General features: G+C 67.5%; 16 protein-coding genes. 14 read left to right on the top strand and 2 right to left on the bottom strand.

The window, feature by feature from the left end; translation table 11 throughout:
• The first annotated feature begins 3 nt into the window (after nt 1-3).
• The 13 genes from argC to ACFQ2S_RS03315 all read left to right on the top strand — a co-directional run bounded on the left by argC (nt 4) and on the right by ACFQ2S_RS03315 (nt 10,525).
• Nucleotides 4-1,032, top strand: a complete 1,029-nt coding sequence (gene argC / locus ACFQ2S_RS03375) for an N-acetyl-gamma-glutamyl-phosphate reductase (RefSeq protein ID WP_386072706.1) — start codon at nt 4-6, stop codon at nt 1,030-1,032.
• A gap of 43 nt (nt 1,033-1,075) precedes the next feature.
• Complete coding sequence (gene ccmE, locus ACFQ2S_RS03370; RefSeq protein ID WP_386072801.1) at nt 1,076-1,528, top strand: cytochrome c maturation protein CcmE; 453 nt, start codon at nt 1,076-1,078, stop codon at nt 1,526-1,528.
• Between the two features lie 363 nt (nt 1,529-1,891).
• Nucleotides 1,892-2,917, top strand: coding sequence for an acyltransferase family protein (locus tag ACFQ2S_RS03365; RefSeq protein ID WP_386072704.1), 1,026 nt, complete (start codon nt 1,892-1,894; stop codon nt 2,915-2,917).
• Nucleotides 2,918-3,199: 282 nt separating this feature from the next.
• Entirely contained in the window at nt 3,200-3,811 is a 612-nt protein-coding gene (locus ACFQ2S_RS03360; RefSeq protein WP_386072702.1) for a holin-associated N-acetylmuramidase, read from the top strand.
• Nucleotides 3,802-4,389 (top strand): holin family protein, encoded by a 588-nt coding sequence (locus ACFQ2S_RS03355; RefSeq protein ID WP_386072700.1) that lies wholly within the window; start codon nt 3,802-3,804, stop codon nt 4,387-4,389. Before ACFQ2S_RS03360 ends, ACFQ2S_RS03355 begins: the two co-directional genes overlap by 10 nt.
• On the top strand, nt 4,376-4,567 hold the full coding sequence (locus ACFQ2S_RS03350) for a hypothetical protein (protein ID WP_089232857.1): 192 nt from the start codon (nt 4,376-4,378) through the stop codon (nt 4,565-4,567). Before ACFQ2S_RS03355 ends, ACFQ2S_RS03350 begins: the two co-directional genes overlap by 14 nt.
• Before the next feature lie 30 nt (nt 4,568-4,597).
• Nucleotides 4,598-5,023 (top strand): hypothetical protein, encoded by a 426-nt coding sequence (locus tag ACFQ2S_RS03345; RefSeq protein WP_386072698.1) that lies wholly within the window; start codon nt 4,598-4,600, stop codon nt 5,021-5,023.
• A gap of 8 nt (nt 5,024-5,031) precedes the next feature.
• Nucleotides 5,032-5,193 (top strand): hypothetical protein, encoded by a 162-nt coding sequence (locus ACFQ2S_RS03340; protein WP_386072696.1) that lies wholly within the window; start codon nt 5,032-5,034, stop codon nt 5,191-5,193.
• Between the two features lie 191 nt (nt 5,194-5,384).
• Complete coding sequence (locus tag ACFQ2S_RS03335; RefSeq protein ID WP_386072694.1) at nt 5,385-7,364, top strand: heme lyase CcmF/NrfE family subunit; 1,980 nt, start codon at nt 5,385-5,387, stop codon at nt 7,362-7,364.
• Nucleotides 7,361-7,816, top strand: a complete 456-nt coding sequence (locus ACFQ2S_RS03330; RefSeq protein ID WP_386072692.1) for a cytochrome c-type biogenesis protein — start codon at nt 7,361-7,363, stop codon at nt 7,814-7,816. The genes ACFQ2S_RS03335 and ACFQ2S_RS03330 overlap by 4 nt, the downstream gene beginning before the upstream one ends.
• A gap of 84 nt (nt 7,817-7,900) precedes the next feature.
• Entirely contained in the window at nt 7,901-8,677 is a 777-nt protein-coding gene (locus ACFQ2S_RS03325; RefSeq protein ID WP_245837868.1) for an enoyl-CoA hydratase-related protein, read from the top strand.
• A 208-nt stretch (nt 8,678-8,885) separates the two neighbouring features.
• Complete coding sequence (locus ACFQ2S_RS03320; RefSeq protein WP_386072690.1) at nt 8,886-9,875, top strand: lytic transglycosylase domain-containing protein; 990 nt, start codon at nt 8,886-8,888, stop codon at nt 9,873-9,875.
• Between the two features lie 185 nt (nt 9,876-10,060).
• A complete protein-coding gene (locus ACFQ2S_RS03315) occupies nt 10,061-10,525 on the top strand; it encodes a glyoxalase superfamily protein (RefSeq protein ID WP_386072688.1) in 465 nt (154 codons plus the stop codon).
• Nucleotides 10,526-10,604: 79 nt separating this feature from the next.
• Here the strand turns inward: ACFQ2S_RS03315 and gltA are convergent, their stop codons facing one another.
• The gene (gltA, locus tag ACFQ2S_RS03310) at nt 10,605-11,897 is read right to left on the bottom strand and encodes a citrate synthase (protein WP_386072687.1); all 1,293 of its coding nucleotides are present in this window, start codon (nt 11,895-11,897) and stop codon (nt 10,605-10,607) included.
• Nucleotides 11,898-11,977: 80 nt separating this feature from the next.
• The gene (gene gltX / locus ACFQ2S_RS03305) at nt 11,978-13,396 is read right to left on the bottom strand and encodes a glutamate--tRNA ligase (protein ID WP_386072685.1); all 1,419 of its coding nucleotides are present in this window, start codon (nt 13,394-13,396) and stop codon (nt 11,978-11,980) included.
• 255 nt (nt 13,397-13,651) lie between these two features.
• Between gltX and ACFQ2S_RS03300 the strand changes: the two genes are divergently transcribed.
• A complete protein-coding gene (locus tag ACFQ2S_RS03300) occupies nt 13,652-15,742 on the top strand; it encodes a ComEC/Rec2 family competence protein (RefSeq protein WP_386072683.1) in 2,091 nt (696 codons plus the stop codon).
• Nucleotides 15,743-15,848 lie beyond the last annotated feature (106 nt).

The following is a 15,848-nucleotide window of genomic DNA, read 5'->3' as shown; positions in this document are numbered from 1 at the left end:
GACATGACCTATTCCGTCGCCATCCTCGGGGCGTCCGGCTACACCGGCGCCGAACTCGTACGCCTGATCGCAACGCATCCCGGCCTGGAGGTGCGTGCGCTGTCGGGCGACCGCAAGGCTGGCATGGCGATGTCGGAGGTCTACCCACACCTGCGCCACCTCGACCTGCCGCCGCTGCAGAAGATCGAGGAGATCGACTTCGACTGCGTCGACCTGTGCTTCTGCGCGCTGCCCCATGCCACGAGCCAGGCGGTGATCGCGGAGCTGCCGCGGAGTGTGAAGGTGGTGGACCTGTCCGCCGATTTCCGGCTGCGCGACCCGGCGGAATACGAGAAATGGTACGGCAAGCCGCATTCGGCGCCTGAGCTTCAGAAGGAGGCCGTCTATGGCCTCACCGAGTTCTACCGCGACGAGATCCGCGGCGCTCGGCTGGTCGCCGGCACCGGCTGCAATGCGGCGACGGGGCTCTATTCGCTGCTGCCGCTGATCCGGGCCGGGGTGATCGACCTCGACGACATCATCCTCGACATGAAGGTGGGCGTCAGCGGGGCCGGGCGGTCGCTCAAGGAGAACCTTCTGCATGCCGAGCTGTCGGAAAGCTGGTTCCCCTACAGTGTCGGTGGCAAGCACCGGCACCTGGGCGAGTTCGATCAGGAGTTCAGCAAGGCCGCCGGCCGCAAGGTCGAGGTGCAGTTCACCCCGACGCTGCTGCCCGCCAACCGGGGCATCCTGGCCGCGACCTACGTGCGCGGCGATGCGGCCGAGATACATGCGACGATGCGGGCGGCCTATGGCGACGAGCCGTTCTTCGCCGTGCTGCCGATGGGCGAGGTGCCCGCGGCCAAGCACGTGCGGGCGAGCAACTTCGTCCATATCGGCGTGGTGAAGGAGCGCGCGGCGGGGCGAGCGACGGTCTATGCCACGCTGGACAACCTTACCAAGGGGTCGTCCGGCCAGGCGATCCAGAACGCGAACCTTATGCTCGGGCTGCCGGAGACCGAGGGGCTTATGCTGGCCCCCGTCTATCCGTGAGGCCCGGGGCTGTCTCCGAGGGAGGGCGACGACCATGCAGGGAATGAAAGGGCTCAAGAAGAAGCGCCGGATCCAGGTGATCCTGGTGGCCTTTATCGCCCTGGCGGGCAGCACGGCGCTGGTCGGCTACGCGATGCGGGACGGGATCAACTATTTCCGCGCCCCGTCCGACGTGGTCGCCGAGCCGCCGGCGGAGCGCGAGACCTTCCGGATCGGCGGCCTGGTGGAGGAGGGCACGCTGGTGCGCGGGCAGGGCGAGACCATCACCTTCAGCGTGACCGATGGCGGCGCCTCGGTGCAGGTCTCCTACACCGGCGTGCTTCCGGACCTGTTCGGCGAGGGACAGGGCATGATCGGCACCGGCAACCTGGTGGACGGCGTCTTCGTCGCTCGCGAGATACTCGCACGCCACGACGAGACCTACATGCCCAAGGAGGTCATGGACGCCCTCAAGGAGCAGGGCGTCTACCAGGACCCGGCCGACAGCGGCTCCTGACAAAGAGACCGGGCTGGTGTGAGAAGGGCTCCATCGGCCCGCCTGCGCGCTTCCCATTGAACGCGATGCATCTCATGTTGCGGCGGTTCGCCGGTTCGAAGCGCTCTTGGGACAGGCAACAAGGCGGAACCTGCGGGCAATATCCGGAGCGATTTGCAATCTGCGCGGGGCGGCTGTGTCCCATCCCGATCCGGACCTTTTGATCCCCGCCAATTCCACTTTTGCACGGGAAATTCGCATGGCGGCGCGGGCAACTTGCCTGGCCGCCCTTGCTTGACAACGCAGTCCAAAGCCGAAATAGCCTAGGATGTATGGGGCGCAGTTGTGTTCCGGTGGTTTTGTTTGAGTGAAAGGACGTCAGAGATGCGGAATACCAGCATCGATCTGATGCGCCTGATAGCAGCGCTGTTGATCATCTCCCTTCACGTTCCGCAAATTCCGGAGTCGTCTCTGGTTGAATGGATCCGTGTAACGGTGCGCTGGTGCGTTCCGTTCTTCTTCATCGCGATCGGGTATTATCTTCCTGACCCGCAAAAAGGGGAAACCAGGATCCTCGACTTTTCGGCGCGGCTGGCGACGACCTTTCTCGTCGCGTCTCTTCTTTATGTTCCGGTCAGGCTGTGGTTCTGGGGTTTCCGCTTTCCCGTCAGCATTTTCTCACTCGGAACGTGGTATCATCTCTGGTTCTTGTCTGCGGCAGTATACGGAACGATCGGCGTCGTCATATTCAGCCGCCTGCGCATCTTGAATTTCGCAGTCCCCGCCGCAATTGCGATCCTCGCGGCATTCATCGTGATGGATTTTCTGGCCGGGATTAACGATCGGTTTTCCCGGGAAACTGCGACGCTGCAGATCCTGAGCGGGTTCGCTTTCATTACGGCTGGGATGCTTGCCCGCAGGAAGAGCGAGTCATTCGTGCGCCATTCCTGGGCGTTCCTTTTCGCCGGACTGGCGCTTCAGATTCCCGAGGCCCTCCTGAGTTCGGCTCTTGGATCCGATATGGCCGCAAGGAAGATGTTCCTTGGAACGATCCTCGTCGGTCTCGGCCTCTTCGGAGTGTGCATTCGGCACGGACATATCGTTGGCGGTCGTGTTGCAGGCGCTTCGGCTTTACTGGCGCTACCTGTCTACATCATACATCCCTTGATCATTCGTAGTCTTGGGACGTTTTTGGAATGGCGTCCGCAGAACGAGACCGACTACTTCGCCTTTCTTGCCGTGACGGCTGGATTGACGCTGACGGCGGCGGTGAGCCTGAGTGTCTTTCTGCCCGGTGCGATACGGGTTCTGAGTGGAAGGCCGAACGATGCGCCTGTCTCCTCCAGGCGCCCGGACAAAGATGTCCGTTCATCGGGGGCATTTCCGTCTCGGAGCAGCCCCACGGCATGAATTTGGCGAGCCGTGGATTGGCCATTCGCCGATCTCCATGATCCCGGTCTGAGCCGAGCCTGTCGGGCGGTGCCATTGAGGTCTGCGGTCTCTTACGGAGACTGTCCGAGAACGCCGTGCCCCGCGCGCCGGTCGTGGTCTGCATTGGGGCCACCTGCTCGGATGTCTCCGCAGGCGGCGAAACCGGCCTCGGGGCCTCCGGCACCGAACGGCCGGGTTCATCTTTCTTAAACCATTTGGACCAGCTTCAGGGGCATTCCTTGGCACCGGAGAGCAGGCTCCATGAAAGACATCGAGGCAATCGCCAGCGAGATCGTCGCCCGCGAGGGCGGCTTTGTGAACGATCCGGACGATCCGGGCGGGGCGACCAAGTATGGCGTCACCATCGGCACCCTGCAGCGGCTCGGGATGGATCTCGATGGCGACGGGCGGGTCGGCGTGAGCGATGTGCAGCGGCTCGACCGGGCGACGGCGGTGCGCATCTTCATCGAGCATTACTTCCACCGGCCGCGGATCGCCGCGCTGCCGCAGACGCTGCATGCGAGTGTCTTCGACATGTACGTGAACGCCGGGTCCAACGCGGTGAGGATCCTGCAGCGGCTGCTGGTGCAGATGGGCGAGACGGTTGCGGTCGACGGAGTGATCGGGTCGCAGACCATCGCCGCGGCGGAACGCGCCGCCGTGAGGGCGCCGGACCATCTGGCGGACGCCTACGGGATTGCCCGGCGCAATTACTACTACGCCCTGGCTGATGCCCGGCCGGCCAGCCGCAAGTACGCCCGCCGCCGGGATGGCGGGAAGGGCGGCTGGATCGTGCGGGCGGAGGAGTTCATCGCTCCGCGCTTTCACCTGTCGGAGGCCCAGCACCGGGCGCGGGTGGCGGCATGGGGGTGATGTCGGCGCTGATGGGAACGCTGTTCGGCGACGGGCGCAACGCTGTGGCCGAGACGGTGGAGCTGTTTCGTGAGAATGCCGAGAACGGCGCCGTGCGGGAGGCCGCGCTGAGCCAGGCGGCGCTCGCGCAGTTCGCGGCGGAGTTCGCCGGCACGCGCCGGTCGCCGTTCGACGCGGTAATAGACGGGCTCAACCGGCTGCCGCGGCCGGCGCTGGCGCTCGGCACGCTGGCGCTCTTCGTGTCGGCGATGGTGGACCCGGTGTGGTTCGCCTCCCGGATGCAGGGCATCGCGCTGGTGCCGGAACCGCTGTGGTGGCTGCTGGGCGGGATCGTCGGGTTCTATTTCGGCGCCCGTCACCAGGCCAAGGGGCAGGAGTTCCAGCGCTCGATCGCCACAACACTGGCGCAGGCGGGGCAGGTGACCGAGGGGCTCGCGGCGCTGGAGGCGCTTCGGGGCGGGGCTCTCGCCCGGCCGGCCGCGCTGCCGGCGCCGGTTTTCGAGCCTGACGACGACGAGGAGGCCGCCACAGAAGCGCCAAATGCGGCGCTGGCGGAGTGGAAGAATGCCCGTGGCTGAAGGATTCTGGATCACCCTTGTTACCGAACACGGGCCCTGGGTGCTCCTGGTCTTCTACCTGCTGTTCCGGGACCATCAGAAGGACGATGCGACCCGGACCATCCTGAACCGAAACACCGAGATCATCGTCGAGATCACCACGCTGATCCGCGAGAGGCTGCCGCGCGACCGCGTGTGAGCCGGTACCCTCCCGAGAGAGGAAATGGACGTGAAACAGGCACTTACCATCTATTCCGTCCTGCTGGGCGCGATCCATGCGTCCTACCTGAGCCAGGGCTACCTCGGCACGGCGGAGATCGCCTTCGGGGCGTTGACCGTGATGGCGCTGATGATCTCCGCGATCTTCCTGTGGCTCTGGGCGATGCGGATGTCGCCGCTGTCGCTCGGCATGGCGTTCTCCTGGGCCGGGGCCGCGATGGTGATGGGGTGGTGGTGGCTTTTCACCCTACTGGGGGCGCCGGTCTGGATGGAGCGCAGCGAGATGCTTCTGGGGCTGGTGGGGTTGATGCTGACCGGGGCGGTGCTGCATTTCGAGGTGCTGGAGACCTCGCTCGGGCATCGGCGCGGCAGTTTCCTGCTACCTGTGGCCGGCGCCTTCGCGGTTTCGGTCCTTTTTCTGACGCTTGTCAGGTGAGCGGTCCGATGCGCGGGATCTGGCGGGCCGGGATGGGAAGGGTGGCGGCGGAGATGCGCCGCACCGCGCGCAAGCTGCTGCTGGGTCGGCGATTCCTGCAGACGCTGGAGCGCAACCGTGAGGCGGCGGATCTTCTGGACCTGGCATTGAAGGAGATGCTCGGACGGTAAGGCCCGGGCGGGGTGAGACGGATCTTCTGCGAAGATCCCGCCTTCGGCGAGGGTATTTGGGCCAAGAAGAAACAGGTGGAGTCTTTGTCGGCCCGATGCGGCTCGTGGCAAGCGGTCTGCTCCCGCTATCGTGAGGGCATGGTGCCGCAGGCCCGTTGCCGGAAGGCTGGGGCTCGGCTAGTTTGCCGGCCATGATAGTCGAACTCGGCCACTTCGCCCTCGTCCTCGCCGCGCTTGTCGCGATTGTGCAGATGATCGTTCCCATGGTCGGGGCGTCCCGGCAATGGAGCGGCTGGATGGCGGCTGCCGTGCCGGCGGCCACGATCCAGTTCCTGCTGGTGTCCGCCTCCTTCGCGGCGCTGACCTACGCCTTCGTGGTCTCGGACTTCTCGCTGCGGTTGGTGGTGATGAATTCTCACACCGCGAAGCCGATGCTCTACAAGATCTCCGGAGTCTGGGGGAACCACGAGGGCTCGATGCTGCTCTGGGTTCTGATCCTGGCGCTGTTCGGGGCCTGCGCGGCCTGGTTCGGCGGCAACCTGAAACCCTCGCTCAAGGCGCGGGTGCTGGCGGTGCAGGCATCGGTCTCGGTGGCCTTCTATGCCTTTATTCTCTTCACCTCGAACCCGTTCCTGCGGCTCGCCACGCCGCCGATGAATGGCGAGGACCTGAACCCGCTCCTGCAGGACCCGGGCCTCGCCTTTCACCCGCCGTTCCTCTACCTCGGCTATGTGGGCCTTTCGATGGCCTTCTCCTTTGCGGTGGCGGCGCTGATAGAGGGCAAGGTGGATGCTGCCTGGGGCCGTTGGGTTCGGCCCTGGACGCTGGCGGCCTGGCTCTTCCTGACCATCGGCATCGGGCTCGGCTCCTGGTGGGCCTATTACGAGTTGGGCTGGGGCGGGTTCTGGTTCTGGGACCCGGTGGAGAACGCCTCCTTCATGCCCTGGTTGCTGGCGGCGGCGCTGCTGCATTCGGCCATCGTGGTGGAGAAGCGGGAAGCGCTGAAATCCTGGACCATCCTGCTCGCCATCATGGCCTTCGGCTTCTCGCTGATCGGGACGTTCCTGGTGCGCTCCGGCGTGATCACTTCTGTCCACGCCTTCGCCAACGACCCAGAGCGCGGGGTCTTCATCCTGCTGATCCTCGCGGTGTTCATGGGCGGCGCGCTGACCCTGTTCGCGGCGCGGGCCAACGTGATGCAGGCCAAGGGCGTCTTTGCCATGGTCAGCCGGGAGAGCGCGCTGGTGGCCAACAACGTGCTGCTGGCGGTGTCGGCCTTCGTCGTCTTCGTGGGCACGGTCTGGCCGCTGGTCGCGGAGATCGCCTTCGATCGCAAGCTGAGCGTCGGCGCGCCCTTCTTCAACGCGGCTTTCACGCCTTTCATGGTGGCCCTGACCGCGATCCTGCCGATCGGCGCAATGCTGCCCTGGAAGCGGGGCAATCTCGGTCGGGCGATGCAGCCGCTCTGGGGCGTTCTGGCGCTGAGCGTGGCCTTTGGTGCGCTGGTCTGGGTGATGCAGACCGGCGGAGCGATGCTGGCACCGGTGGGGCTTGCGCTGGCGACCTGGGTGACCCTCGGGGCTCTGGTCGATTTCTGGAGCCGGACCGGGCGGGGCGACATTTCCAGCCGGCTGCGGCGCCTGCGCAACCTGCCGGGCGCGGACTGGGGCAAGACGACCGCCCATATCGGCCTCGCGGTGACGGTCTTCGGGATTTCCGGCCTGATGGCCTGGGAGAGCGAGGACATCCGCGTCGCGCAGATCGGCGAGCGTTTCGAGCACGCGGGCTACGAGATCGAGCTGCGGGATGTGCGGGACGTGCAGGGGCCGAACTACGTGTCCACCACGGCGACCATGGCCGTCTATCGCAACGGCGACGAGATCGCGCTGCTGCATCCGGAAAAGCGCGTCTATCCGGTGGCCGGGATGCCGACCTCCGAAGCAGGGATCGACAGTGGCTTCCTGCGAGATGTCTACCTGGTGATCGGCGATGCCCAGGCGGACGGCGGCTATGCGGTGCGGACCTATATCCGACCCTTCGCAAACTGGATCTGGGCGGGCTGCATCATCATGGGGATCGGTGGGGTATTCTCGCTCACCGACCGCCGTTATCGCGTTGCCGCGGGCGCTCGCAAGCGCCGGGCTCCGGTCGCCGGAGTGCCTGCAGAATGAAACGCCTGATCCTCTTTCTTGGCCTTCTGCTCGCCGCGCCGGTGCAGGCCGTGACGCCTGACGAGATCCTCGACGACCCGGTGCTGGAGGCGCGGGCGCGGGAGATTTCCAAGGGGCTGCGCTGCCTGGTCTGTCGCAACGAGAACATCGATGAATCCAATGCCGAGCTGGCCTCCGACCTCCGGGTGCTGGTTCGCGAACGGCTTGTCGAGGGCGACAGCGACGAGGAGGTCCTAGACTACGTCGTCGACCGCTACGGCGAATACGTGCTTCTCAAGCCGACCGCGACCGGGGCGAACCTGGTGCTGTGGATCGCGGGGCCGGCCATGCTGCTGGTCGCCGGTGGGCTCGGTCTGGTCTATGTCCGCCGCCGTGGCAGCGCGCCGGACGCCGCCGCCGCCGGTCTCTCCGCCGAAGAAGAAGCGCGGCTGCGCGACATTCTCGAGGAATGACGTAACGGCCCGGCCGGGGTGGACTTTTGCGATGCCAGTGGCCGGCCTATGCTCGCGCCGACAGGTTATGAGGGAGACGGCAGGGTGCAATACGACGCAATTACCTATGCGGTGCGCGACGACGTCGCCTTGGTGACGATGAACCGCCCCGAGGTGATGAACGCTCTCAACACGCAGATGCGGGCCGAGATCGCCCATGCGGTGCGGCGCGCCGGATCGGAAGCGCGGGTTGTCGTGCTGACTGGCGAGGGGCGGGCCTTCTGCTCCGGGCAGGATCTGGGCGACCGCGCCAACGTGGGCCACATCGACCTCGAGCGGACGCTGCGCGACGAATACATCCCGATGCTGGAGGCGATCACCGAGAGCCCGGTGCCGACCATCGCGGCGGTGAACGGCGCAGCGGCCGGGGCAGGGGCCAACCTCGCGCTGGCCTGCGACGTGGTCATCGCGGCCGAGAGCGCCGTGTTCCTGCAGGCCTTCGCCCGGATCGGCCTGATCCCGGATGCCGGTGGCACCTACATGCTGCCCCGCCAGATGGGCGCGGCCAAGGCGATGGGGGCGGCGCTTTTTGCCGAGCCGATCACCGCGCGGCAGGCCGATGCCTGGGGGATGATCTGGGAAGCGGTGCCGGACGAGGATTTCCCGGCGCGCTGGTGGAGCCGGGCGCTGCACCTGGCCAAGGGCCCGACGGCGGCCTATCGCGCGGCGCGGCAGGCGCTGCGCCAGGGCTGGGACAACACGCTGGCCGCCCAGCTTGAGCTGGAAGCGCAGTTGCAGGGGGAATGCGGGCTGAGCCGGGACTTCAAGGAAGGTGTGCTGGCCTTCCTCGAGAAACGTCCGGCCCATTTCGAGGGACGCTGAGCGCCGGCGGTTCGGCCCTGAGCCTGCTCTTCACCGCCCGCGCCCGCCGCGTGCCGAAGGCGCGCGGCCCGGCCCAACCGGCCGGGGCCCATCTTTGATGGGGGTCGGCCGGGCGGGAGCCTTCGCCGCTGGCTTTTTTCTTTGGGCACGGTGCGAAACGTGGTTCCCTTCGGCCGGTGTGGATTTCGGGGTTGGTGGAGAGCGTGGCATGGCCGCAGGGAGGCAACTCGGGGCAGGGCGCGGAGTGCGGCGGCTCGGGCTCGCCCTGGCGCTGGGGCTCTCCCTGGCGCTGGGGCTCTCCCTGGCGCTGCCCGCAGCCGCCGATCCGCCGGGGCCGCCGGAGCTGGACCCGGGCCAGCTCCGCCCGCCGTCGCGGCCGGCGGCGCTCGGCAAGGCCGGCCTGCGCTGCACCCCGGATGGCGCCCATTGCATCGCGCTCGAGAGCTACACCGCAGATGTCTGCCGCACCATCGAGGCAGCCGCCGCGGAGGCCGGGCTGGATCGGGATTTCTTCGCCCGGCTGATCTGGCGCGAGAGCCTGTTCGACGCCTCCGCCGTCAGCCCCGCCGGCGCGCAGGGCATCGCGCAGTTCATGCCGGGTACTGCGCTGCTGCGGCGGCTCGACGACCCGTTCAACCCGGCCAAGGCGCTGCGGGCCTCGGCGATCTACCTGGCCGAGCTGCGGGACCGCTACGGCAACCTCGGCCTCGCGGCGGCAGCCTACAATGCCGGCGAGGACCGGGTGGAGGATTTCATCGACCACGACCGCATCCTGCCGCTGGAGACCCGGCGCTACGTGCCCGCGATCACCGGCTATTCGGCGCTCGACTGGCGCGACGCCCCGCCCGAGAGCCTGGCGCTGACGCTCGATGACGACCGGCCTTTCCGCGAGGCCTGCGTCGAGCTGGCCGAGTCGCGCCGGTTTCGCGAGTTCCGGATGCCCGACGTCTACCACCCCTGGGCCGTCATCCTGGCGGCCAACCCGAGCCAGGGCGTGGCCGCGCAGCGGGTTGAGCAGTTGCGCCGCCGCCGGCCGGTCCTCGAGGAGTATGACGTCACCTTCCGGCGGATGCGGCTGCCGGCCCGGTCCGGCCGGCAGGTCACCGCCCAGATCGGCGCCGACAGCCGTGCCGAGGCGCAGCGCCTCTGTGGCCGCCTGCGGGGCGGCGGGGTGCCCTGCGTGGTGCTGCGCAACTGACCCCTTGAATTTGCGGCCGCCAGGGGCCAGATAGGCACTCGGTCAGGGACGCCGGCCGCTCGCATGCGCTGGTCGCAATGGTGAAGTCCCGTAGAAGATAATCATCCCGAGCCCGAGCGACATCCGGCAGGGTGGCAATGCGAGCCCCATCGAACCGCCATCGGTCGCGTTTCACGAGGCAACAGATGACCCATTCTCCTTCCAACGACCGCCTTCCCGGCGTCGATGCCCTAAAGGCGCAGGCACGCCGCCTGCGCGACAGTCTCGCCGCCACCGGCACGCCGGTGTCCCATTCCCGCAGCCTCGAGCTGCTGGCCGCCCAGCTCGGCTATCGCGACTGGAACACCCTGCACGCCGCCGCCAACGCGCAGCCGAAGCCGAACCGCCCGCTGCCGCCGCTTTCCGTCGGCGACAGGGTGCGCGGCAGCTATCTCGGCCAGGCGTTTACCGGCGAAGTTCTGGCGCTGCGCCAGATCGCCGGCGGCACGCATCACGAGGTGACGCTGCATTTCGACGATCCGGTCGACGTGGTGCGCTTCGACAGCTTCTGCTCGTTCCGGCAGCGCGTGTCGGCGACGATCGACGGGAAGGGCGTCTCGCCGCAGCGCACGTCGGACGGTGCGCCGCACCTGCGCGTCGCCGCGATCTGAGACGACCAACCCCTGAAACGGCAGAAGGCCGGGGCATTGCCCCGGCCTTCGCGTGTTGTGATAGGGAGGTCGCCGAGCCTCAGCCGCGGTCCTCGACCTCGACGTAGTCACGGAACGGATGGCCGGTGTAGAGCTGCCGCGGGCGGCCGATCTTGTGCGCCGGATCGGAGAGCTGCTCCTTCCACTGCGAGATCCAGCCGACGGTCCTCGACAAGGCGAAGATCGGGGTGAACATCGACGTCGGGAAGCCCATCGCCTCGAGGATGATGCCGGAGTAGAAGTCGACGTTCGGGAACAGCTTCTTCTCGGCGAAGTAGGGATCCTCCAGCGCCTGGCGCTCCAGCTCCTTGGCGACTTGAAGGGTCGGGTTGTCGTGGATGCCGAGCAGGTCCAGCACCTCGTCCGCCGATTCCTTCATGACCTTCGCCCGCGGGTCGAAGTTCTTGTAGACGCGGTGGCCGAAGCCCATCAGGCGGAACGGATCGTCCTTGTCCTTGGCGCGAGCGATGTATTCCGGGATCTTGTCCACGGTGCCGATCTTGCGGAGCATTTCCAGGCAGGCCTGGTTGGCGCCGCCGTGGGCCGGCCCCCAGAGACAGGCTGCGCCCGCCGCGATGCAGGCGAAGGGGTTGGCGCCCGACGACGAGGCCAGACGCACCGTCGAGGTCGAGGCGTTCTGTTCGTGGTCGGCGTGCAACGTGAAGATCCGGTCCATGGCGCGGGCCAGAACCGGGCTGACCTCGTAATCCTCGGCCGGGACCGAGAAGCACATGTTCAGGAAGTTCGCCGCGTAGTCGAGATCGTTGCGCGGATAGACGAAGGGCTGGCCGATCGAATACTTGAACGCCCAGGCGACGATCGTCGGCATCTTGGCGATCAGCCGGTGCGTGGCGATTTCGCGCTGGCGCGGATCGGAGATGTCGGTCGAGTCGTGGTAGAAGGCCGACATGGCGCCCATCACGCCGACGATGATCGCCATCGGGTGCGCGTCGCGACGGAAGCCGCGATAGAAATACGTCATCTGCTCGTGGAGCATGGTGTGACGGGTGATGGTGTTCTCGAACTTTTCCATCTCGGCCGCGGTCGGCAGTTCGCCGTAGAGCAGCAGGTAGCAGACTTCGAGGTAATGCGACTTGGACGCCAGCTGGTCGATCGGGTAGCCGCGGTGCAGCAGCTCGCCCTTGTCGCCATCGATGAAGGTGATGGTCGACTCGCAGGCCGAGGTCGAAGTGAAGCCCGGGTCGTGGGTGAAGACATCGCCCTGGGCGTAGAGCTTGCGGATATCGATCACGTCCGGCCCGACGGTGGGCGAGTGGATCGGCAGTTCGAGCGTCTTGTTGTCGAACGTCAGCGTCGCTTTTCTGTCTGTCATGTGGCGTCCCTTTCTGACTGGCACCGATGTCGCACGGGGCGCACATCCGGGCTCGGATTTCTGCTACGCGGGCCGTGGGATCACTCCCCCGGATGGCCCGCGGCGTCTTCTATGCGGCCCAGGGTCTCCTCCCGGCCGATCACGAGCATCATGTCGAAGACGCTCGGCGTTGCTGTGCGTCCCGCGAGGGCCGCACGAAGGGGCTGTGCGATCTTTCCGAGCTTGAGCCCCTTGAGGTCGGCGAATTCCTTGACGGCCCCCTCGAGACCGTCGCGCGTCCAGCTAGCATTTTGCAGGTGCGGCGTCAATTCTTCCAGTATACCACGGGATACCGGATCGAGCGCGCCGGCAGCCTTTTCGTCCGGCACAATCGGCCGCTCTGTCAAGGCGAAATGCGCCTTTTCAAGGAGTTCTCCGAAAGTCTTGGCGCGTTCCTTGAGGCTGTCCATGCCCCGCGACAGTGCGTCCTTTTGCGTTTCGGAGAGCGGAGCGGCCTCGATTGCAGCGAGATAGGCGATCAATTCCTCGAGGAGATCGGAATTTTCTGCAGCTGCAATATGCTGTCCGCAGAGGTTTTCGAGCTTCTTGAAATCGAACCGCGCGGCGGCCTTGTTGATGCCGTCAAGGTCGAACCATTCGAGCGCCTGCGCATCGGTGAAGAACTCGTCGTCGCCGTGGCTCCAGCCGAGCCGGGCGAGATAGTTGCGCATCCCCGCGGCCGGGTAGCCCATCTTCTGGTATTCCTCTACGCCGGTGGCGCCGTGCCGCTTGGAGAGCTTCTTGCCGTCGGGGCCGAGGATCAGCGGGATGTGGGCATAGACCGGCAGCGGCCAGCCCATCGCGGTGTAGATCAGCGACTGGCGCGCGGCGTTGGCCAGGTGGTCGTCGCCGCGGATCACGTGGGTGATGCCCATGTCCACGTCGTCCACCACGACGGCGAGCATGTAGGTCGGCGTGCCGTCGGACCGCAGCAGGACCATGTCGTCGAGATCCGCGTTCTTCCAGCGTACGTTGCCCTGCACGGCATCCGCGATCACCGCCTCGCCCTCGCGCGGGGCCTTGATCCGCACCACGTAGGGCGCGTCCGGGTGGGTGGAGGGATCGGCGTCTCGCCAGGGCGACTGGAAATTCGTGCTCCGCCCCTCGGCGCGCGCCGCTTCGCGGAACGCGGTGATCTCCTCGGGGCTGGCAAAGCACTTGTAGGCCGCGCCCCGCGCCAGCAGTTCATGCGCCACCTCGGCGTGCCGCCCGGCGCGCTCGAACTGGCTGACGGCCTCTCCGTCCCAGTCGAGCCCGAGCCAGCGCATCCCGCGCAGAATCGCCTCGGTCGCTTCCGGCGTGGAACGCTCCCGGTCGGTATCCTCGATCCGCAGCAGGAACTTGCCGCCGCGGCCCCGGGCGTAAAGCCAGTTGAAGAGCGCGGTGCGGGCCGTGCCGATGTGCATGAACCCGGTAGGGGACGGTGCGATGCGGGTGACGACTGGGGGCGTGTCCGACATGAAAACCTGAGACCTCTCGCTGCATTGGGCGCGCCGTCAAGCGAGGTTCCGGGATCGTCCCGGCCCCGCGCATCGCGCCCTCCGATATCTGTCGTCGCGGATATATTTCAGCGCTGGCGGGATGGAAAGCCAAGCCCGCGGCGAATGCAAGAGGGCTTGATGAGGACGCCGTCACGGAAGCCTGCGACAGGCTGAACCGGGGGCGACCGGCGGGCGTTAACGCTTTGGCAAGGATGATCGCCGAAGGCTGGCGCGATGGAACCCGTTGCACCGGCCGAAATGCCCGATGCCGGAGAGGCAGGCAGGCAGGGAAGGATCGCCGCGGCGCTTCTGGCGCAGCGGGGGCGGCTGTTGCTGTGGGTCCCGATCTGCCTCGGCCTCGGCAGCGGCGGCTGGTTCGCCTTGCGGGTCGAGCCGGGGGCGGAGGCTTACCTGGGCGGCGCGCTGGCGATCCTGGTGCTGATGACGCTCGGCCGCTGGGCCGGGGAGGTCGCCGCGCCACTGGTCTGGGCGGTGGCGCTCATGCTCTGCGGCGCGATGCTGGCGGGTGCGCGGGCGCATTCGGTGGCGGCGCCTGTGCTCGGGTTCCGCTATTACGGGCCGGTCGAGGGCCGGATCATCGAGATCGACCGCTCCGTCTCCGACATGCCTCGGTTGACGCTGGACCGGGTGGTGCTCGCCGACGTCGCCCCGCACCGGACGCCCGAGCGCGTTCGCGTCTCCCTGCACGGCGCGCAGGATTACGTGACCCCAGAGCCCGGCCTGACGGTGATCCTTACCGGCCATCTCTCGCCGCCCGCCGGTCCGGTCGAGCCCGGCGGCTTCGACTTCCGCCGCAATGCCTGGTTCGAGCGGCTTGGCGCGACCGGCTACACCCGGACGCCGGTGCTCGTGCTCGCCCCGGCAGAGGAGGGCCGGGCCGGGCTGGCGGTGTTCCGGATGCGAATGGCGATCAGTGCCGCGGTTCAGGAGCATATCCCCGGCGCGGCCGGGGCCTTCGCGGCCGCGATCCTGACCGGTGACCGCTCCGCCATGCCGCGCGAGGTGGTCGAGAACCTGCGAAACTCCAACCTTGCGCATCTGCTCGCGATCTCCGGCCTGCACATGGGGCTGCTGACCGGATCGGTCTTTGCCGCGCTGCGCGGTTTGCTGGCGCTGGTGCCCTGGCTGGCGCTGCGTTTCCCGATCCGCAAGGCGGCGGCGCTTGGCGCTCTGGCGGCCGGAGCTTTCTACCTCGCGCTGTCGGGCGGCGCCGTGTCCACCATGCGGGCCTTCGTCATGGTGTCGGTCATGCTGGTGGCGGTGATCCTGGAGCGGCGGGCGATCTCGCTGCGCTCGGTGGCGCTCGCGGCGACGCTGTTGCTGGTGATCTCGCCAGAGGCGCTGCTCGGTCCGGGGTTCCAGATGTCCTTTGCGGCCACGACGGCACTGGTCGCGGCCTTCGGCGCGCTGCGAACACAGCGCGAGCGGCTGAAGCGGCTGCCACGCTGGCTGATGCCGGTGCTCGCGGTGGCGCTGTCCTCCGCCGTCGCGGGGGCGGCCACAGCGCCCTATTCGGCGGCCCATTTCAACCGGCTTGCGGATTACGGCCTGCTGGCCAACCTTGCCTCCGTGCCGCTCATGGGCGCGCTGGTGATGCCCGCGGCGGTGACGGCCGCGGTTCTCTGGCCGTTTGGGCTTGCCGCCCCCGCGTTCTGGGCGATGCAGATGGGGCTGGAGTGGATCCTCTACGTGGCCGATCGCGTCGCCGGGATGGAAGGGGCGGTCACCCACGTCATTTCACCCGGAGGCGCGGTGCTGCCGCTCCTGACCCTCGGGTTCCTGTTCACGCTCATCTGGTGCGGCCGGATGCGCTGGATCGGCCTTGGCGCGGTGGCGGTGGCGCTCGCGCTCTGGACGCAGGCCTCCCGCCCGGACGCGCTGATCGCCGACACCGGGGGGCTGGTGGGGATCATGGGGCCGGACGGGCGCGTCCTGTCGCGCCCGCGGGGCGACGGTTTCGCCGCCCAGGTCTGGCTGGAGAACGATGGCGACGGAGGGGACCAGGCGAGCGCCGCCGTGCGCACCGGCTTCACCGGCCCGCCCCACGACCGCCGCGCGGCGCTTGGCGACACCACCGTTCGGCATCTGGCCGGCAAGACCGGCCTGAAGGACCTCGGCGAGCGATGCGGACCGGGGGTCATTGTCGCCAACGTAAAGGTCGAAACCCGGCCCGCCGGACCGTGCTGGCTGCTCGATCCGGTGGACCTGCGCGCGACGGGAGCGATTGCGCTGCGGATTCGGGAAGGTGGCCTGGAGGTCGAGACGGTGGCGGACCGCTCGGGGCAACGCATGTGGTCGCCCTGATCAGAGCCGTGACAGCCGTCTTTCTTGAAGGGGGGCGGGGTGCCCGCCCGGTGGCTGCCGCGCGAAGCGCGGCCCGGCCCAACGGGAGGAGGCGCATCTGCGATGC

It is taken from the genome of Tropicimonas aquimaris, assembly GCF_042676185.1.
Lineage (GTDB): Bacteria > Pseudomonadota > Alphaproteobacteria > Rhodobacterales > Rhodobacteraceae > Tropicimonas > Tropicimonas aquimaris.
The sequence above is the reverse complement of the archived record's forward strand: the minus strand, read 5'-3'. Positions and strand labels throughout refer to the sequence as shown.